Here is a 15,870-nt window from a genome sequence, read left to right as displayed (position 1 = left end):
TGTAGAGTCGTTTAGCTTTGGCAGAAAAATAGGAAATTCCAAGAAAAGTGTCTCTTAACTTTTTTGTGGATTTATCTTTTTTCCGAAGAGTTGGCTCAAAAGAACTAGCCTTAATAAAAAGTTTGTTGAGTTGGTTAGCTCAGCTAACTGCTTATTATTTTAGCATAAAATCGAACAAGCAATGTACGTATATAAAATTTTACTATATTTTCTATTAGAATTGGCACATACTTAAATTGAGGATCTGACAGTATAAAAGAATAGTAAAAGTCTAAACACTAAAAACGACTAAGTACTTTCCAGTATGTACCGACCCCCAAAAGTTAGACCTAAAAATCTAATTTTTTGGGGGTCTTTTTGTATGACAAAATATAGTGTAGAATTTAAAATGAACATTGTACAAGATTATTTAAACGGTGAGGGAGGAACCCCCTATCTAGCTAAAAAATATGGATTTAAGGGGGATTCCCAGGTGCGTAACTGGATAAATGCGTATAAAGAATTTGGTAAGGAAGGCCTACTTCATAGTCGTCGAAATAAAACTTATTCTGTTCAATTCAAGCTAGATGCGATAGAGTTATATTTAACAACAGAGATGTCCTATCGAGAAGTTGCCAATCAGTTTGGAGTAAGCACTTTTTCGACAATTGCCAATTGGTATATAACCTACCAGAAAAATGGCGTAGATGGACTCTCACAACCGAAAGGACGTCCATCTAAAATGCCTAAAAAAAAGAATAAATTACCAGTTAGTGATTCTTCAAAAACAGAGTTAACCTATTTAGAAGAGCTTGAAAAAGAAAATCGACGATTAAAAATTGAACTCGCCTATTTAAAAGAATTAAGGAGGTTGCGTTTGAAGGAACAACAGAACAACAAGCGCTAATCATTCATAACCTCCGAGAAAAATTCAGACTAATCGATATTCTTGAAACCCTTGGGTTTCCTAAGTCAACCTATATGTATTGGCAACAGCGTTTTAATCGTAAAAATCCAGATAAACAAATTGAAGAAGAGATGATAAAGATTCATCAAGAACATAAGGATTATGGGTATCGTCGGATGAACCAAGAACTTAGACATCGTGGAATCCTTGTGAATAAAAAGAAGGTTCAACGTTTAATGAAAAAAATAGGAATACTAGTACGCTCATTTACACGGAAATCCCGTAAATACAATTCCTACAAAGGGACTGTTGGAAGAGTGGCAAAAAATCGGATTCACCGACGTTTTTATACAAGTATTGTTCATCAAAAAATGACAACAGATACAACTGAATTTAAGTATTATGAAAAAGATCACTCGGGTAGTTTACGTATTAAGAAACTCTATCTAAACCCGTTTATGGACATGTATAATAGTGAGATCATCTCTTATACAATTTCAGAGAAGCCAACAGCTCATGCGATTATGAGTGCATTGAAAGAAGCGATTGAGAAAACAAGCGATTGCACTTATCGTCGAACGTTCCATTCAGATCAAGGATGGGGATACCAAATGAAGGCCTATAACCATGAATTAAAAAAGCATCAGATTTACCAAAGCATGTCTCGCAAAGGAAACTGCTTGGACAATTCTCCTATGGAGAATTTCTTTAGTATCCTCAAACAAGAACTTTACCATGGCGTTATCTACAAAAGCTACCAAGAATTAAAACAAGCGATTGAACATTATATAAAGTACTATAATCATTCTCGAATAAAAGAAAAATTAGGCTGGCAAAGTCCAGTTCAATTTAGAAAGAAGATGAGTTTCACTGCGTAAAAAAACAGAGTAGAAAAATCTACTCTGTAAAAAGTCTAACTTTTGGGGGTCACTACAGTATTCTGAAAAATACTTAGTCGTTTTATTAACTCACATCGCCAGTATTAATCACAGGCTGAGTGCCTTTATCGGTAATAATCGATACTAATAAATTATTCACCAACTGCAAGCGGCGTTCGTCATCTAATTTCAGGACGCCTTCTTCTTCTAATTGAGCAATGGCCAATTGAGTCATACCAACGGCACCTTCAACAATAATCTGGCGAGCACTTAAAATCGCTTTTGCTTGTTGACGTTGCAACATCGCACTGGCAATTTCAGTTGAATAAGCCAAATGGGTTAAGCGAGCCTCAATGATTTCGACACCAGCAACCTCCAAACGACGTTGTAGCTCTTCTGTCAACTCCTGTGAGACTTCAGCTGAATTCCCACGTAAAGTTACATCGGTATCTTGAAAAGAGTCATAGGGGTATTTAGTGGCAACATGTCGAATCGCTGTTTCACTTTGGATTTCAATAAAGTCTTCATAAAAATCAACATCAAAAGCAGCTTTCGCCGTATCAATCACGCGGAATACGACTACAGCAGCAATTTCAATCGGATTGCCATCCACATCATTAACTTTTAGTTTTGAACTATTAAAATTACGCACGCGTAAAGAAATATGCAATTTATTTGTAAATGGAACGGTGATAAACATCCCGTTGTTGCGAATCGTTCCTAAATAGCGACCAAATAAAACAATAATTTTGGCCTGATTTGGTGCAACAATTGTAACGGTACTAGCAAAAATACCTGATAAAATTAACAATACTCCTCCAGAAACTAACAAAGGCACACTTACTGAGCCACCAAGTGATCCGGTTCCTGAAATAAACAACCAAACTCCCAATAGGGCCATAAGAATTAAAATAATAATGCCAATATAGCCATTAATAGCCAACGTTTTTTTCTCTTTCATTAAACACAACTCCTTTTAGTCTTCGTTTTAATCAGAGAATTCTTCTGAATCAACTATTTTTTCTAAGAAATAATCTTGTTCCTCTGCATCATCATAAAGGGTTAATTCCCCAGGGGCTGTCAGCTCTAAAACAAGTTGATAACCAAATGAATCTTCAAAAACAAGTTTTTGATCTGTAGCATGAATGATTTTTCCAGCCAATTCCTTTTGATTTAGAAAGAATTCACCTTCACTTGAAATGGATAGGAAAATTAATTGTGTGTCAGCGTCATCTTTTTTACGCCATTGACCTTGAAAATGTTCAAACACGGGTTTACCAATACGCACCCGTTTTCTTTGTTGTTTCTTAAATAAAACAGATCCTGTTACCCCGGCGAGCATTGAAAGCCCCACTAATACTTTTAAGCCATTTTTTTTACCCATTCAATTAATCTCCCTTCTAAAGATTTAGCAGAATTTTCTACTAAAATCATTAGTCATTTTACTTAGTTAATTTTACCCTATAAAGGGAATCTTGAAGTCGTTTTAGACAATTCTTTAAGGTTTCTTAAAGAAAAAGAGATGAAATTTGGTTTTTTTAGAAAAAAGTGCAAAAAAAGATTGCTTCTTGACCGGAAAAAGGCGAAAATGGAAAGTATATTAAAAAAAAATGAGAAAAAGGATGTGACACAATGAAAGTCGTTAAATTTGGTGGAAGCTCATTAGCTTCAGGAGTCCAATTAAAGAAAGTATTTCAAATTGTAAAAGAGGATCCAACACGCAAGTTTGTCGTTGTTTCAGCGCCAGGCAAACGATCAAAAGCGGATGAAAAAGTCACAGACTTGCTAATTGATTGTGCCACCAAATCATTAATAAATGAAGATGTTCAACCTATTCTAGAAAAAATAATCGCTCGATATGCCAGTATTGCAGAAGAATTAGACTTAGGTTCTGAGATTATTACAGAAATTAAACAGAATTTAACAGAGTTAATTGCTGGAGATAAGACTCAACCAGAGTACTATTTAGATGCATTTAAAGCTAGCGGCGAAAATAATAATGCAAAATTAATTGCTACTTATTTTAATCGTGAAGGATTAAAAGCTAGTTATGTCAATCCTTTAGAAGCCGGATTGTTTGTAACGGATGAGCCAGGAAATGCACAGGTTCTGCCAGAAGCTTACACGAATTTATATAACTTACGTGAAAAAGACGGAATTGTTATTATTCCAGGATTCTTTGGGTATACAAAATCAGGTAAAATCAGTACGTTTTCTCGTGGGGGCTCAGATATTACTGGAGCTATTGTTGCAAATGGAGTTAAGGCAGATCTGTATGAAAACTTTACGGATGTGGATGCAATCTATGCGGCCAATCCTAATGTTGTTAAAGATCCAGCAGAAATCGTGAATTTAACTTATAAAGAAATGCGTGAGCTATCCTATGCGGGTTTTTCAGTTTTTCATGATGAAGCTCTTTATCCTGCCTTTCGTGGTGGAATTCCAGTTCAAATAAAAAATACCAATAACCCAACTGCTGAAGGAACAAGAATTACGCCAGAACGTAAACAAACCAATCAAGCTGTTGTTGGTATTGCTAGTTCAAATGGATTCAGTAGTATTTATATTGAGAAATATTTAATGAACCGTGAAATTGGTTTTGGGCGAAAAGTTTTAGAGATATTAGAGTTAGATGGTTTAAGTTATGAACACACGCCATCAGGAATCGACGATTTGACAGTCATTTTACGTAGTGATCAATTAACGAAAGAAAAAGAAGCGAAGCTAGTCAGTCAATTAAAGAATGAATTAGGAGCCGATATTGTCACAATTCAACATCATATTGCTTTGATGATGGTTGTGGGGGAAGATATGCGCTGCAATATTGGAACGATGAGTAAAGCTTCAGAGGCTTTATCAAAAAATAATATTAATATTGAAATGATTAACCAAGGTTCTTCTGAGGTTAGTATGATGTTTGGTGTTTCAGAAGCAGATGAAGAAAAAGCATTAACGGCTTTGTATGAAGCATTTTTTACTAAATAGGAAAAACCGTCACTAAATTAGTGGCGGTTTTATTTATCGTTACTCTTTAATAATAGAGGAATTTTATCGTATAGAGAATGTAATCTTTAGTTAATTTAATTAGTTTAGTCGTATATTTTGCAACTATAGGAACTAAAAGCATAGCTAGTGCATAAAATAACGTTCCAATAATTAGGTTTTCCATACTAAAAGGGAGATAATGCAATACATCTGCAATAATAACTAAAAAAGGCGAAACGGTTAAAGTAAAAATACTTACCCACAAAATAGCCGCAATACTGTAGAAAAAAAGCACAATTAGGCTTGCGATAAGCAGATTAAATAAAATAATCCCAACCAAATTTTTCCAATTAATTTTTTTATGTCCCATAGTGTAACCCTCCAAAGCAACTTTCTATAAATTAATAATAACGGAGTAGGGCAACTTTATCCTCCTGCTAAAGGCTGAATTTTTTCTCCAACTTATTGCGGACAAGGGTTAATGATAACAAAAAAAACAACTGGAAAAGTATTTTTCCAGCTGTTTAAATGGGTTAGTTTTCTGATTTATTCTGTGATAGTCACATTTAGGAATAAAACATTTTTTTACTCAAATTTAGGTATTGTTTTGTTAAGTTAATGAGATGGTGTGTTAATTTTAGTGTGATGGGTGCTAATTCAACTCCGCCACTACAGACTAAGACTGAAATAAAAATTCGAATTGCAGTGACTGTTTGTAAATGAATCACTCCAGCAAAAATCATTATTGCTGGACAAGCGATACATAACAATGTAATTACCCAAAGGCAAGCGAGAATAGCGTACAGTACTATCAAGGCTCCAAGTCCAATACTAGAATTGAATCCAACAACTCCAATGAAGGCACCTTTATTTATTTTTTTATTTTTCATACTTCTTTTTCTTCCTCTTCATTTGAAATTCTTCATTCTATAGTATAACAGAATTTTATCAGATGCACATAAAATAAAGAAAAATTCAGAGTTTGAATTTTAATTAGAAGCGAAATGACAGCTGTTTCAGGTACTTAATTTTTATTTTTTACTTTATTTTAGGAATAATAAAACATGTTTTTATATTTATTTTATTTTGATATTAGTTATAATAAAAATAGTTCGTAATTTAAAAAAATTAAAATAGAATAGAATTTTAGTGTAGCATTTTTTAGAACTTATTTTGGATAAATTTGTAAATAAAAACTAGAAAGAAGGGCTTTTATAGTGGAACATTTTGGTCAAAAAGTTAAGGAAACAAGAATAGTTAAAGGCGTTACCCAAAAAGGTCTAGCTGAAGGAATTTGTACCCAAGCTACTATTAGTAACTTGGAAAATGGTTCTAGTTTTCCAGGACTCGGAACCTTACTTGCCATTGCAAGTCGCTTAGATATTGATTTTAGTGAAATATATGAGCACACAGAATTAAATGGCAACGGGTATAGCGAAGTGTTTAAGCAAATAAAAATGCTTTGTGGAAAGGAAAAATATAAGGAAGCATACAAAAGTTTAACTACTGAAATTAAAGTTGAAAACTTAGAAACAAATAGTGAAATAAAGCACTATTATTATTATTTAGGAATTACAAGCTTACTCGCTAAGAATAATTTTTCGGATGCGTTTTATAACTTGAATTTAGCGTTATTTACTGAAACAGGTAAACATATTACAAGTATTGATGTATTAATATCCACTGGAATAGGCCTAGCTTACCAGTTAAATTCAGAAGAAAGTAAAGCAAAAACGTATTTTGAAAGAGGCCTTAATCAATTGGATAGCTTAAAAAATCAACATCAGGATAATGTTGAAATGATAACTATTTACTGTAGAGTAGCCAAATTTTATCGGAAAATTGAAGAATACAAAAAGGCTTTAAACCTAATTAATTTAGGGATTGCGATTCAAAAAAATGAGCAAGTTTTCTTTTGTCTAGATACTCTAATTTATGAAAAAGGAAGTAGTTTAGCTGCATTAGGCAAGAAAAAAGAAGCAGAACAACAATTTTTCTATGCAGCAGCAATGGCTGAGTTTAATCAAAATACAACATTGGTTAAGTTGATTAAAGAACAAGTAGGGAATTATCAGCTTGAAGGGTATCGCTATTGGTGAAAAAATTATAATTAATAAATAGAGTAAATTAATGAGGCTGCAATGCTTATTGTAGTCTTATTTTACTGCAGTAAAATTCGTTAGCAATTAAAATGCCAAGTGTGATATAATTGTTGTAATATGAATTAGAGTTTTGGTAATATTCTTGTGGCTATATTTAGAAAAACTATAATTAAATAGGTAGGAGTGGAATAAAGATGAAAAGAATCGGTCTGAGAGTGAAAAAAAGCAGGTTAGCTAATGGTTTGACTCAAAAAGAGTTGGCAAAAGGAATTTGTGCCCAAGCAACCATTAGCCACTTAGAAAAGGGGAATTCACAACCTTCGTTAGCATTAATTGTAGCTATCTATAAACGGTTAGGTTTAAAAGTAGATAATCTGTATGAAGGGATTACAACAAAAGCGCGTTATACTAAGATATATGCTCATGTCAGAACTTTGATTAGCCAACAGCACTATCAGGAAAGCTTAGCCTTTTTAACAGAAAAGATTAAAATCGATCAATTAGAAAATCCAAGTGAGATTAAGCAATACCATTATTATTATGGTGTAAATACTTTATTAGGATATCATACTTATTCAGATGCCTTTTATCATTTTAGTTTAACTTTGTTAACTAAAACAACGAATCAGGCTGATCACTTAGATTTATTGGCTACTAATGGCATGGGAGTTGCCTATTTATTAAACTCCGAGCCTCGTAAAGCCCATACTTATTTTAAAAAATCAGAACAGTTAGTTAAGCAGTCCTTAAAGACGGTATCTACGTTGCAAGCTAGTAGCGAAATAGCCAAAATTTATTATACGTTGGCGAAGTACTATTCAAGGGATAAAGAGTATACAAAAGCTGTCGAATTTTGTGAAAAAGGCATAAAATTACAAAACAAACACCAATTAAAGGATTATCTAGGTATCTTATATTATGAAAAAGGCTTTAATTTAAAAAAGTTAAATCGATTAAGTGAAGCAGAAGATTATTTAGTCAATGCTTTTTATGCAGCTAAGGAGAGTAAAAATCAGTGTTTAATGGATGTACTTAAGAATAACCAAAAAAATGATAGTCTGGATGATTATCCTTATTGGTAATCATAAAAAAAGATCAGCTGATATTTTTGTCATTCAGCTGATCTTTTCTGTTTTTTTATTTAGTTGAACTGTTAGTTAGGAAGGTCTCTTTACTAGAATGCTTTCTCGTTTTTGAACGAGTGGGATGAGATTTCATTGGTCGCAACAATCGTAGACCATTAAGGATAACGAGAATGGTACTTCCTTCGTGACCAATAACACCCAGAGGTAAATTAATGAGTTGAAAAAGATTTGATAAGATCAATACACTGATGATTGTGATAGAGAAAATCATATTTTGGATGGTAATTTTCTTTAATTTTTTTGAAAGTTCATAACTATAATTTAATTTACTAAGTTCATTTTTCATTAATACAACATCTGCGACATCCATGGCAATATCTGTACCTGCCCCCATTGCAATCCCAATTGCAGCGGATGCTAAAGCCGGAGCATCATTGATTCCATCTCCTACCATTGCAATCATTCCGTACTCTTCTTTTAAATCCGCTATGATAGTCGTTTTTGTTTCTGGTAAACAATTTGCATAAATTTTATCTAAACCAAGTTGTTTACCGATAGTTTGACCAGTAGCTTCGTTGTCACCGGTAATCATAATTGTTTGGATGTTCTGCTTTTTAAAGAAGGCAATCATTTCCTTTGCATCGCTTTTTGGAACATCTAATAATCCTAAATAGCCAACTGTTTGAGCATTTCTAGTAATATAAACCACAGTTTTTCCCTGTTTTTGTAAAAGTTCAGCCTCTTGAAATAAAACTGAATTACCCTGGATGTCTGCCCCAATATATTCTTTTTTCCCAATTTTCCACTGATCGCCATAAGCCTGACATGCTAAACCATGACCGGTATGATCTTTTATGAACTGTAAATCAATTGACTCAGTCATTTTAGGTTCAAGGAAATTGACAATGGCTTTAGCTAAAGGATGGGTAGATGTTTTTTCCATCGCAATAACGGCATTGATTGTTTCAGCTATAGTGCACTCAGGAGTAAAATACGAATCTGTGACAACGGGCATGCCTTGGGTTAAGGTTCCTGTTTTATCAAAGGCTATCGCCTTAATTTGGCTGAAATTTTCTAAGTGAGCACCACCTTTAAATAAAATACCGTGCTTCGCTCCATTTGAAATGGCAGCTAAAGTCGCGGGAGTAGCGGAAGCGACTAATGCGCAAGGCGAGGCGACAACTAAAAGTACCATCCCACGATAAAAGGATTCATTCCAACCCCAATGTAAACCAAAATAAAAAATAGCAATCATAATGGGAACAAAAGTTAATACAATTTTTACATATGTGCTTTCAATTTTTTTAATCAGTGTGGCTGTTTTCGAAGGGGTGTTTTGGGCTTCTTCTACCAGTCGAATGATTTTAGAAAATAAAGTGTCCTGTACATCCTTGCTGACGGTAAAGGTCAGACCTTCATAAAGATTGATAGTACCACCAAATATAGGATCTCCAACTGATTTCTCAACAGGTAATGGTTCACCAGAAATAGCTGCTTCATCAATGATTCCATTCCCTTTTTCAATAATTCCATCAATAGGAATGCTCGCTCCTTTTGGTACAAAGATTGAATCACCAATAGCTAATGATTTAATTGAAACTTCTTTAGTGCTACCATCTTTCTGGATTTTTAAAGCTGTTTCAGGTTGCATATGCATTAGGCTAGCAATAGCTTCAGTGCTTTTATTTGTTGCATATTCTTCTAATGAACCGCTCAAAGAAAAGATAAAAATTAAAAGTGCACCTTCCATCCAATATCCGATAATAGAAGCCCCGATAGCCGCTAGTACCATTAAAATATCTACGTTTAAATTTTTATTTTGATAGGTATCAATAAAGCCTTCCTTTGCTTGCTTAAATCCACCAATAATAAAAGATGTCAAAAAAATAAAAGTAGCAATCGTTTCTTGTGCATTTAATTTTAAAATCCAACCTAAAAGAATCAATAGGCCACTAATTAATGTAGCAATCATTGCAGGATTATTTTTCAATAATTTCATCAGTATCTCCTCCGTTTTGTTTTTCATCTGACATAAGCATAACAAATAAACTTTCTAAATGATAATGATTATAATCAGTTGATAGTGATAATTACTCTCAGTATCCATATTTAGGACATAGTGTTGTGAAAACAGAATGTTGTTAGTGATAACGATTCTCAATTAAAGGGTGATAGTAGGTAAATAAGTTCTAAATTCGCTAGTGTTTAGTAAATAACTGTCATTTCGAAATTTTATTTCATTATCTTCTATAACAAAAAAATATAAAGTCCTTTAAAAACAGGGTTTTAAGCTTTTTTACAAACGTGAAAGAAATAAAATTACGTTAATTTAGATAAAATAGTTGAAATTTTATTTCTTTAGATGTATGATGAGTTTATTAAAAGTACTCAATTAAAATTTAATTCTGAAAGAATTCAATGGGTAAAGGAGACTATTATGTTAGGAATATCAGTTTTTCTTGGAGAAGATTTAAGCAATGAAACAAAGGCATTTATTCGTGAAATGAATGAGAACGGATTCACTGGTGTTTTTTCTTCACTTCACATTCCTGAAGATGATGTTAAGCAATATCTGCAGCGTTTAGAAGATTTAGGGAGTTTTACTAAAAAACTTGGAATGGATTTAATGGTGGATATTTCAGGAGCAGCATTAAGTAAAATTGGGTTATCTTTTAAGCGACCTAGCGAGATTTTAGCAACTGGAATTACAGGATTACGGATGGACTATGCGATTGAAAATAAAATCATGGCAGAATTAAGTCAACATATGAAAGTTGCTTTAAATGCCAGTACCATTACTAAAAAGGATGTAGCTGAATTACAAGAGTTTAATGCCAATTTCGATAATATGGAAGCCTGGCACAACTATTATCCTCGTCCAGAAACAGGTTTAGGAAAAGAAGTATTTGTAGCTAAGAATCAATGGCTTAAAGAATTAGGTTTCAGAGTAATGGCTTTTGTTCCAGGGAATAAGAAGTTGCGAGGACCTTTATTTTCCGGGCTACCTACTTTAGAAAAACATCGCTTTAGTAATCCGTTAAGTGGAATGATTGAGTTGAAAGAAGAGTGTCACGTTGATGATATTTATCTAGGAGATCCAGAAATTGACTCAGAAACAATGAATCAGTTTAACTTATATCAATCAGAGAAACGGATTTTATTACATGCCATTCCGACAGAATCAAAAAGTTATCTGGAATTGATTGAAGGAGACCATCAAAATCGTTTTGATCCAGCTAGAGATGTCATTCGCAGTGCAGACGCTCGTTTTAAAAAGATAAAGAAGGTAGAAGTACAACAAACAGTCCCGAGAAAAATAGGGAGTATCACGATTGATAATCAAAATTATGGACGTTATATGGGGGAAATTCAAATTTCATTAGTAGATTTACCCAGTGATGAAAAAGTAAATGTTGTAGCTGTTGTAGTTCCAGAAGATATTGATTTATTAAAACAATGCAGTCAAGCAGGACAACTATTTAGAATACAAATACAAAGTTAGTAATGAAAGAGGTACAGGTTATGCAATTAGAGAAATTAACAACAGAAGCGAGAAACAAAGATACGATGGGATTGGATCAATTATCAACAAATGAAATGCTGATTTTAATGAACAATGAAGATAAAAAAGTTGCCAATGCTGTCGAAAAAGAATTAAAAAGTATTCATGCAGTCGTTGACCAAATTATTGCCGCATTTAAGCAAAATGGGCGTTTGATTTATCTAGGTGCTGGAACTAGTGGACGTTTAGGCGTATTAGATGCAGCTGAATGTGTACCGACATTTGGTGTAGACCCAAGTATGGTTCAAGGTTTAATTGCTGGTGGAATGAAGGCTATGACGATTGCAGTTGAAGGTGCTGAAGATTCGAAAGAGTTAGGGATAGCAGATTTAAAAGAAATTCAGTTAACTAAAAATGACGTTGTTGTGGGAATTGCAGCCAGTGGTAGAACCCCTTATGTAATTGGTGGATTAGAGTATGCCAATCAAATTGGAGCAACAACAGCAACCATTTCTTGTAATAAAGACGCTGAAATCAGTCAATTTGCGACGTTTCCAATAGAGGTAAATGTAGGTCCAGAAATTTTAACAGGTTCCACACGTTTGAAATCAGGAACTGCGCAAAAGCTCATCTTGAACATGTTATCGACAGTTTCTATGATTGGTATTGGCAAAGTCTATCAAAATTTAATGGTTGATGTAAAACCGACAAATGAAAAATTAGAAGAGCGGTCGAAGCGAATTATTATGGAAGCGACAGAATGTAGCTATGAGTTAGCCAGTCAAAAATTCGATGAGGCTGAACAGCAAGTCAAATTAGCAATTGTCATGATTTTGACTGAAAGCTCTAAATCTGAGGCAGAAAAAAAATTAGCTAAGGCAAATGGTTTTATTCGAGATACTTTATAAAAGAATGGGGGAATAAAAATGGTAGAGTTAAAAGAGGATCGCTTAGCAAGAGAAATTTATGAAAAAGTTGGTGGCACTGGAAATGTCAGCAAGGTTATTCACTGTATGACTCGTGTTCGGATGGATATTCGAGACGATTCGTTGGTTCAAATGGAAAATTTGAAGGCTATTGATGGGGTTATGGGTGTTGTTGAAGATGATAATTTGCAAGTTATTGTCGGACCTGGCACAGTTAATAAAGTAGCGAATAAAATGGTTGAAATGGTTGGAGTTAAGTTAGGTGATCCAATTCCAGTTGACTCTAATCGTTCCGAGACAGCGAAAGGGAATTCTGGTTTAGAAGAAGCTGAACGAGTTGCTGCAGCTACTAAAGCAGCACAAAAAAAGAAGAATAATACACCTGTTAAACGAGCTTTAAAATCAATTGCGAATATATTTGTACCGATGATTCCAGCCTTTGTTGGGGCAGGGATTATTGGTGGGATAGCGGCTATTATTTCTAATTTATTATTGGCTGGGAATATTAGTGGAGATAACTGGGTAACAATTGTAACCGTTCTAAATATTATAAAAAATGGGTTGTTTGTCTATTTACAAATTTATGTTGGGATTAATGCGGCAAAAGAATTTGGTGCAACTGAGGCCTTAGGTGGAATTGTCGGTGGGATTGTATATTTAGCAGGGATGACTCCAGAAATGCCCTTACCTAACATTTTTACAGGTGGCGATTTAGTAGCTGGTCAAGGTGGAATCATTGGTGTGATTTTTGCTGTATGGTTGATTGCAATCGTTGAAAAACGTCTGCATAAAGTGATTCCAGAAGCGATTGATATTATTATTACCCCAACTATTTCTTTATTAGTGATAGGGATGTTAACAATTTTCTTAATTATGCCGGTTGCAGGATTAATTTCAGGTGGGTTAGTAGGAGCTATTAACTGGGTGCTGAATGTTGGAGGGGCTTTTGCTGGCTTCGTATTAGGAGCAGCATTCCTACCAATGGTGATGTTTGGACTACATCAAGTTTTAACTCCGATTCATATTGAAATGATTACAACAACAGGCATGACCTTATTGTTACCAATTTTAGCAATGGCTGGAGCTGGACAAGTAGGAGCCGCGATTGCTTTATGGATGAAGTGTCAAAAAAATAAAAAATTAACAAACATGATTAAAGGTGCTTTGCCTGTAGGAATCTTGGGTATTGGTGAACCATTGATTTATGGTGTTACATTACCATTAGGTCGTCCTTTCGTGACTGCTTGTATTGGCGGCGGTATCGGTGGGGCAGTGATTGGTGCTTTCGGAGGAATTGGAGCTATTGCAATTGGACCAAGTGGAGTAGCCTTATTACCGTTGATTGCAAATGGTAAATGGTTGGGCTATCTAATTGGATTATTGGCAGCTTATCTTGGTGGTTTCTTAGCAACTTACTTCTTTGGAGTACCGAAGGAAGCAATGGAAGCAACTGAGTTGTAAACTAATAGAATAAATTGAGTGCGACTCCAAAAAAGTGGATTGAAAAATCTAGCTTTTAGGAGTCGTTTTTTATAGATGAGAATAGTGCAGGCTTCAATTTGAAAAAAGGGTATTCCTTTCGTTTTATGTGAAAGTTTTGTATGCTATGGAGGAAGGCTTTTAAATCAGATTAGCGGAGGGGAAAGCGATGTTGTACGGCAAAGAAAATCAAGCGAAAAAGAATGATTATTTAGAACCTATTTTTGGAACAGGAGCAGAGGAACAAGAAATTCCTAAGTATAAATTAGGGAAAAACCCAATTGAACCTCGAGTAGCCTATCGTTTAGTTAAAGATGAATTTTTAGATGAAGGGAATGCTAGACAAAATTTGGCTACATTTTGCCAAACTTATATGGAGGATGAAGCGGCTCTATTAATGGCTGAAACTTTAGAGAAAAATGCAATCGATAAATCAGAATATCCTCGGACAGCAGAATTAGAAAATCGTTGTGTCAATATTTTGGCAGATTTGTGGAATGCACCTAAAGAGAAAAGTTATACAGGAACCTCAACAGTCGGTTCTTCAGAAGCTTGTATGTTAGCAGGGATGGCAATGAAGTTTAGATGGCGTAACCAAGCTAAAAAATTAGGCTTGAATATACAGGCTGCAAGCCCAAATTTAGTTATTTCATCAGGGTATCAAGTTTGTTGGGAGAAGTTTTGCGTATATTGGGATATTGAGATGCGGACTGTACCTATGGACGAAAAGCATATGAGTATGGATATGGATAAATTGATGGATTATGTTGATGAATATACAATTGGTATTGTAGGGATATTAGGGATCACTTATACAGGTAAATATGATGATATTAAAGCTTTAGATGCTTTGGTTGAAACTTACAATTCTCAAACAGACTATAAAATTTCTATTCATGTTGATGGTGCTTCTGGCGCGATGTTTGCTCCTTTTATTGAGCCGGAATTGCAGTGGGATTTCCGCTTGAAAAATGTAGCTTCAATTAATACTTCTGGGCATAAATACGGCTTAGTCTATCCTGGAATTGGTTGGGTGTTGTGGCGTGATAAAGCCTATTTACCAGAAGAGCTGGTTTTTAATGTGAGCTATTTAGGTGGGAAAATGCCAACGATGGCAATTAATTTCTCTAGAAGTGCAAGCCAAATTATTGGGCAATATTATAATTTTTTACGTTTTGGTTTTGAAGGCTATCGCGCGATTCATCAAAGAACTAAAGATGTGGCAATGTATTTAGCGGCGGAAGTTGAAAAAACAGGTTTATTTAAAATGTATAATGATGGTGTTAATTTGCCAATTGTTTGCTACGCTCTAAAGGTAGAGACTGAGGTTGAATGGACATTGTATGATTTAGCTGATCGTCTATTAATGAAAGGGTGGCAAGTACCTGCTTATCCATTACCAGCAGATTTAGAAGATGTACTTGTTCAACGTTATGTAGTTCGCGCCGATTTTGGGATGAATACCGCAGTTGATTTTATGGAAGATTTTAATGAAGCTGTAAAAGATCTAAATCAGGTTCCGTTGCAAACTTCAACTGGCTCATTTTTCATACATACTGTAAGCATGACTTACTAAAGAAAGTAACATTATCTTTATCGCGCCATTGATTTTCATGGAAATAACCTTGATATGTGTCTGCGAAAATATCGAGATACAAACGCAGCTTATGCCTTTATAAAACGACTAATCCGACGCTATGGAGAACAAAGATCACTGGTTACAGATAAATCGATTGTAGCTGTCAATAAACTGAAAAACGAAGGATTTCTAAAATCTGTAGACTATCGTTTATCTGAATATCTGAAGAATGAAATTGAACAAGATCATCATCAGATAAAGAAACACTTTTCGAAATCCTTAGGATTTCAATCAATGACATCGGCTGCTGAGCTGCTGCTATTCAAGGAGTTTAAGTAGTTAACGTTTTAAATAAAAAAATCGAAGAACAATGGGTCTCTTCGACTTTTCTGAAAGGGATGAAATTGGATATTTGTTAGAAATCGCATAGAAGGGTGCTAAATTCCAA

General features: G+C 34.4%; 12 protein-coding genes and 2 pseudogenes. 9 read left to right on the top strand and 5 right to left on the bottom strand.

The window, feature by feature from the left end; all coding sequences use genetic code 11:
- The first annotated feature begins 361 nt into the window (after positions 1 to 361).
- Positions 362 to 1,764 (top strand): annotated as a pseudogene (locus tag MHI00_RS13550) (IS3 family transposase).
- Between the two features lie 85 nt (positions 1,765 to 1,849).
- On the opposite strand, the gene MHI00_RS13545 reads toward MHI00_RS13550, so the two are convergent.
- Together MHI00_RS13545 and MHI00_RS13540 are read right to left on the bottom strand one after the other, a co-directional pair.
- The gene (locus MHI00_RS13545) at positions 1,850 to 2,725 is read right to left on the bottom strand and encodes an SPFH domain-containing protein (protein ID WP_015075590.1); all 876 of its coding nucleotides are present in this window, start codon (positions 2,723 to 2,725) and stop codon (positions 1,850 to 1,852) included.
- Between the two features lie 27 nt (positions 2,726 to 2,752).
- The gene (locus MHI00_RS13540) at positions 2,753 to 3,148 is read right to left on the bottom strand and encodes a DUF4828 domain-containing protein (RefSeq protein WP_010053159.1); all 396 of its coding nucleotides are present in this window, start codon (positions 3,146 to 3,148) and stop codon (positions 2,753 to 2,755) included.
- A gap of 248 nt (positions 3,149 to 3,396) precedes the next feature.
- Here MHI00_RS13540 and MHI00_RS13535 point away from each other — a divergent pair, with 248 nt between their 5' ends.
- Entirely contained in the window at positions 3,397 to 4,749 is a 1,353-nt protein-coding gene (locus MHI00_RS13535) for an aspartate kinase (protein WP_010053160.1), read from the top strand.
- 46 nt (positions 4,750 to 4,795) lie between these two features.
- On the opposite strand, the gene MHI00_RS13530 is transcribed toward MHI00_RS13535, so the two are convergent.
- On the bottom strand, positions 4,796 to 5,119 hold the full coding sequence (locus MHI00_RS13530) for a hypothetical protein (protein WP_010053162.1): 324 nt from the start codon (positions 5,117 to 5,119) through the stop codon (positions 4,796 to 4,798).
- A gap of 196 nt (positions 5,120 to 5,315) precedes the next feature.
- On the bottom strand, positions 5,316 to 5,639 hold the full coding sequence (locus tag MHI00_RS13525; protein ID WP_010053164.1) for an HAAS domain-containing protein: 324 nt from the start codon (positions 5,637 to 5,639) through the stop codon (positions 5,316 to 5,318).
- A 327-nt stretch (positions 5,640 to 5,966) separates the two neighbouring features.
- On the opposite strand from MHI00_RS13525, the gene MHI00_RS13520 reads away from it, so the two are divergent.
- Positions 5,967 to 6,848, top strand: a complete 882-nt coding sequence (locus MHI00_RS13520; protein WP_057000506.1) for a helix-turn-helix domain-containing protein — start codon at positions 5,967 to 5,969, stop codon at positions 6,846 to 6,848.
- A gap of 197 nt (positions 6,849 to 7,045) precedes the next feature.
- Positions 7,046 to 7,933 (top strand): helix-turn-helix domain-containing protein, encoded by an 888-nt coding sequence (locus MHI00_RS13515; RefSeq protein WP_016356322.1) that lies wholly within the window; start codon positions 7,046 to 7,048, stop codon positions 7,931 to 7,933.
- Between the two features lie 55 nt (positions 7,934 to 7,988).
- Here the strand turns inward: MHI00_RS13515 and MHI00_RS13510 are convergent, their stop codons facing one another.
- Positions 7,989 to 9,935: a heavy metal translocating P-type ATPase gene (locus MHI00_RS13510; protein ID WP_317913676.1), complete on the bottom strand. Its 1,947-nt coding sequence runs from the start codon at positions 9,933 to 9,935 to the stop codon at positions 7,989 to 7,991.
- Between the two features lie 438 nt (positions 9,936 to 10,373).
- Here MHI00_RS13510 and MHI00_RS13505 point away from each other — a divergent pair, with 438 nt between their 5' ends.
- From MHI00_RS13505 to MHI00_RS17735, 5 genes and pseudogenes are all read left to right on the top strand, one after another.
- Complete coding sequence (locus MHI00_RS13505) at positions 10,374 to 11,438, top strand: DUF871 domain-containing protein (protein ID WP_341114273.1); 1,065 nt, start codon at positions 10,374 to 10,376, stop codon at positions 11,436 to 11,438.
- Positions 11,439 to 11,458: 20 nt separating this feature from the next.
- The gene (gene murQ, locus MHI00_RS13500; RefSeq protein WP_057000509.1) at positions 11,459 to 12,346 is read left to right on the top strand and encodes an N-acetylmuramic acid 6-phosphate etherase; all 888 of its coding nucleotides are present in this window, start codon (positions 11,459 to 11,461) and stop codon (positions 12,344 to 12,346) included.
- A gap of 18 nt (positions 12,347 to 12,364) precedes the next feature.
- Positions 12,365 to 13,825, top strand: coding sequence for a PTS transporter subunit EIIC (locus MHI00_RS13495; RefSeq protein WP_341114271.1), 1,461 nt, complete (start codon positions 12,365 to 12,367; stop codon positions 13,823 to 13,825).
- Positions 13,826 to 14,012: 187 nt separating this feature from the next.
- On the top strand, positions 14,013 to 15,419 hold the full coding sequence (locus MHI00_RS13490; RefSeq protein ID WP_341114269.1) for a glutamate decarboxylase: 1,407 nt from the start codon (positions 14,013 to 14,015) through the stop codon (positions 15,417 to 15,419).
- Positions 15,420 to 15,440: 21 nt separating this feature from the next.
- A pseudogene (locus MHI00_RS17735) lies at positions 15,441 to 15,761 on the top strand (DDE-type integrase/transposase/recombinase); the annotation flags it as partial.
- Positions 15,762 to 15,870: the final 109 nt, after the last annotated feature.

Source organism: Carnobacterium sp. FSL E2-0243 (genome assembly GCF_038003605.1).
GTDB lineage: Bacteria > Bacillota > Bacilli > Lactobacillales > Carnobacteriaceae > Carnobacterium > Carnobacterium maltaromaticum.
This window is presented reverse-complemented; position numbering and strand designations above follow the sequence as displayed.

What these genes read in the sequence shown, in the direction of transcription:
- MHI00_RS13545 (WP_015075590.1), bottom strand. Translation starts at nt 2,725, where the DNA reads ATGAAAGAGAAAAAAACGTTGGCTATTAATGGCTATATTGGCATTATT.
- MHI00_RS13540 (WP_010053159.1), bottom strand. Translation starts at nt 3,148, where the DNA reads ATGGGTAAAAAAAATGGCTTAAAAGTATTAGTGGGGCTTTCAATGCTC.
- MHI00_RS13535 (WP_010053160.1), top strand. Translation starts at nt 3,397, where the DNA reads ATGAAAGTCGTTAAATTTGGTGGAAGCTCATTAGCTTCAGGAGTCCAA.
- MHI00_RS13530 (WP_010053162.1), bottom strand. Translation starts at nt 5,119, where the DNA reads ATGGGACATAAAAAAATTAATTGGAAAAATTTGGTTGGGATTATTTTA.
- MHI00_RS13525 (WP_010053164.1), bottom strand. Translation starts at nt 5,639, where the DNA reads ATGAAAAATAAAAAAATAAATAAAGGTGCCTTCATTGGAGTTGTTGGA.
- MHI00_RS13515 (WP_016356322.1), top strand. Translation starts at nt 7,046, where the DNA reads ATGAAAAGAATCGGTCTGAGAGTGAAAAAAAGCAGGTTAGCTAATGGT.
- MHI00_RS13510 (WP_317913676.1), bottom strand. Translation starts at nt 9,935, where the DNA reads ATGAAATTATTGAAAAATAATCCTGCAATGATTGCTACATTAATTAGT.
- MHI00_RS13505 (WP_341114273.1), top strand. Translation starts at nt 10,374, where the DNA reads ATGTTAGGAATATCAGTTTTTCTTGGAGAAGATTTAAGCAATGAAACA.
- murQ (WP_057000509.1), top strand. Translation starts at nt 11,459, where the DNA reads ATGCAATTAGAGAAATTAACAACAGAAGCGAGAAACAAAGATACGATG.
- MHI00_RS13495 (WP_341114271.1), top strand. Translation starts at nt 12,365, where the DNA reads ATGGTAGAGTTAAAAGAGGATCGCTTAGCAAGAGAAATTTATGAAAAA.
- MHI00_RS13490 (WP_341114269.1), top strand. Translation starts at nt 14,013, where the DNA reads ATGTTGTACGGCAAAGAAAATCAAGCGAAAAAGAATGATTATTTAGAA.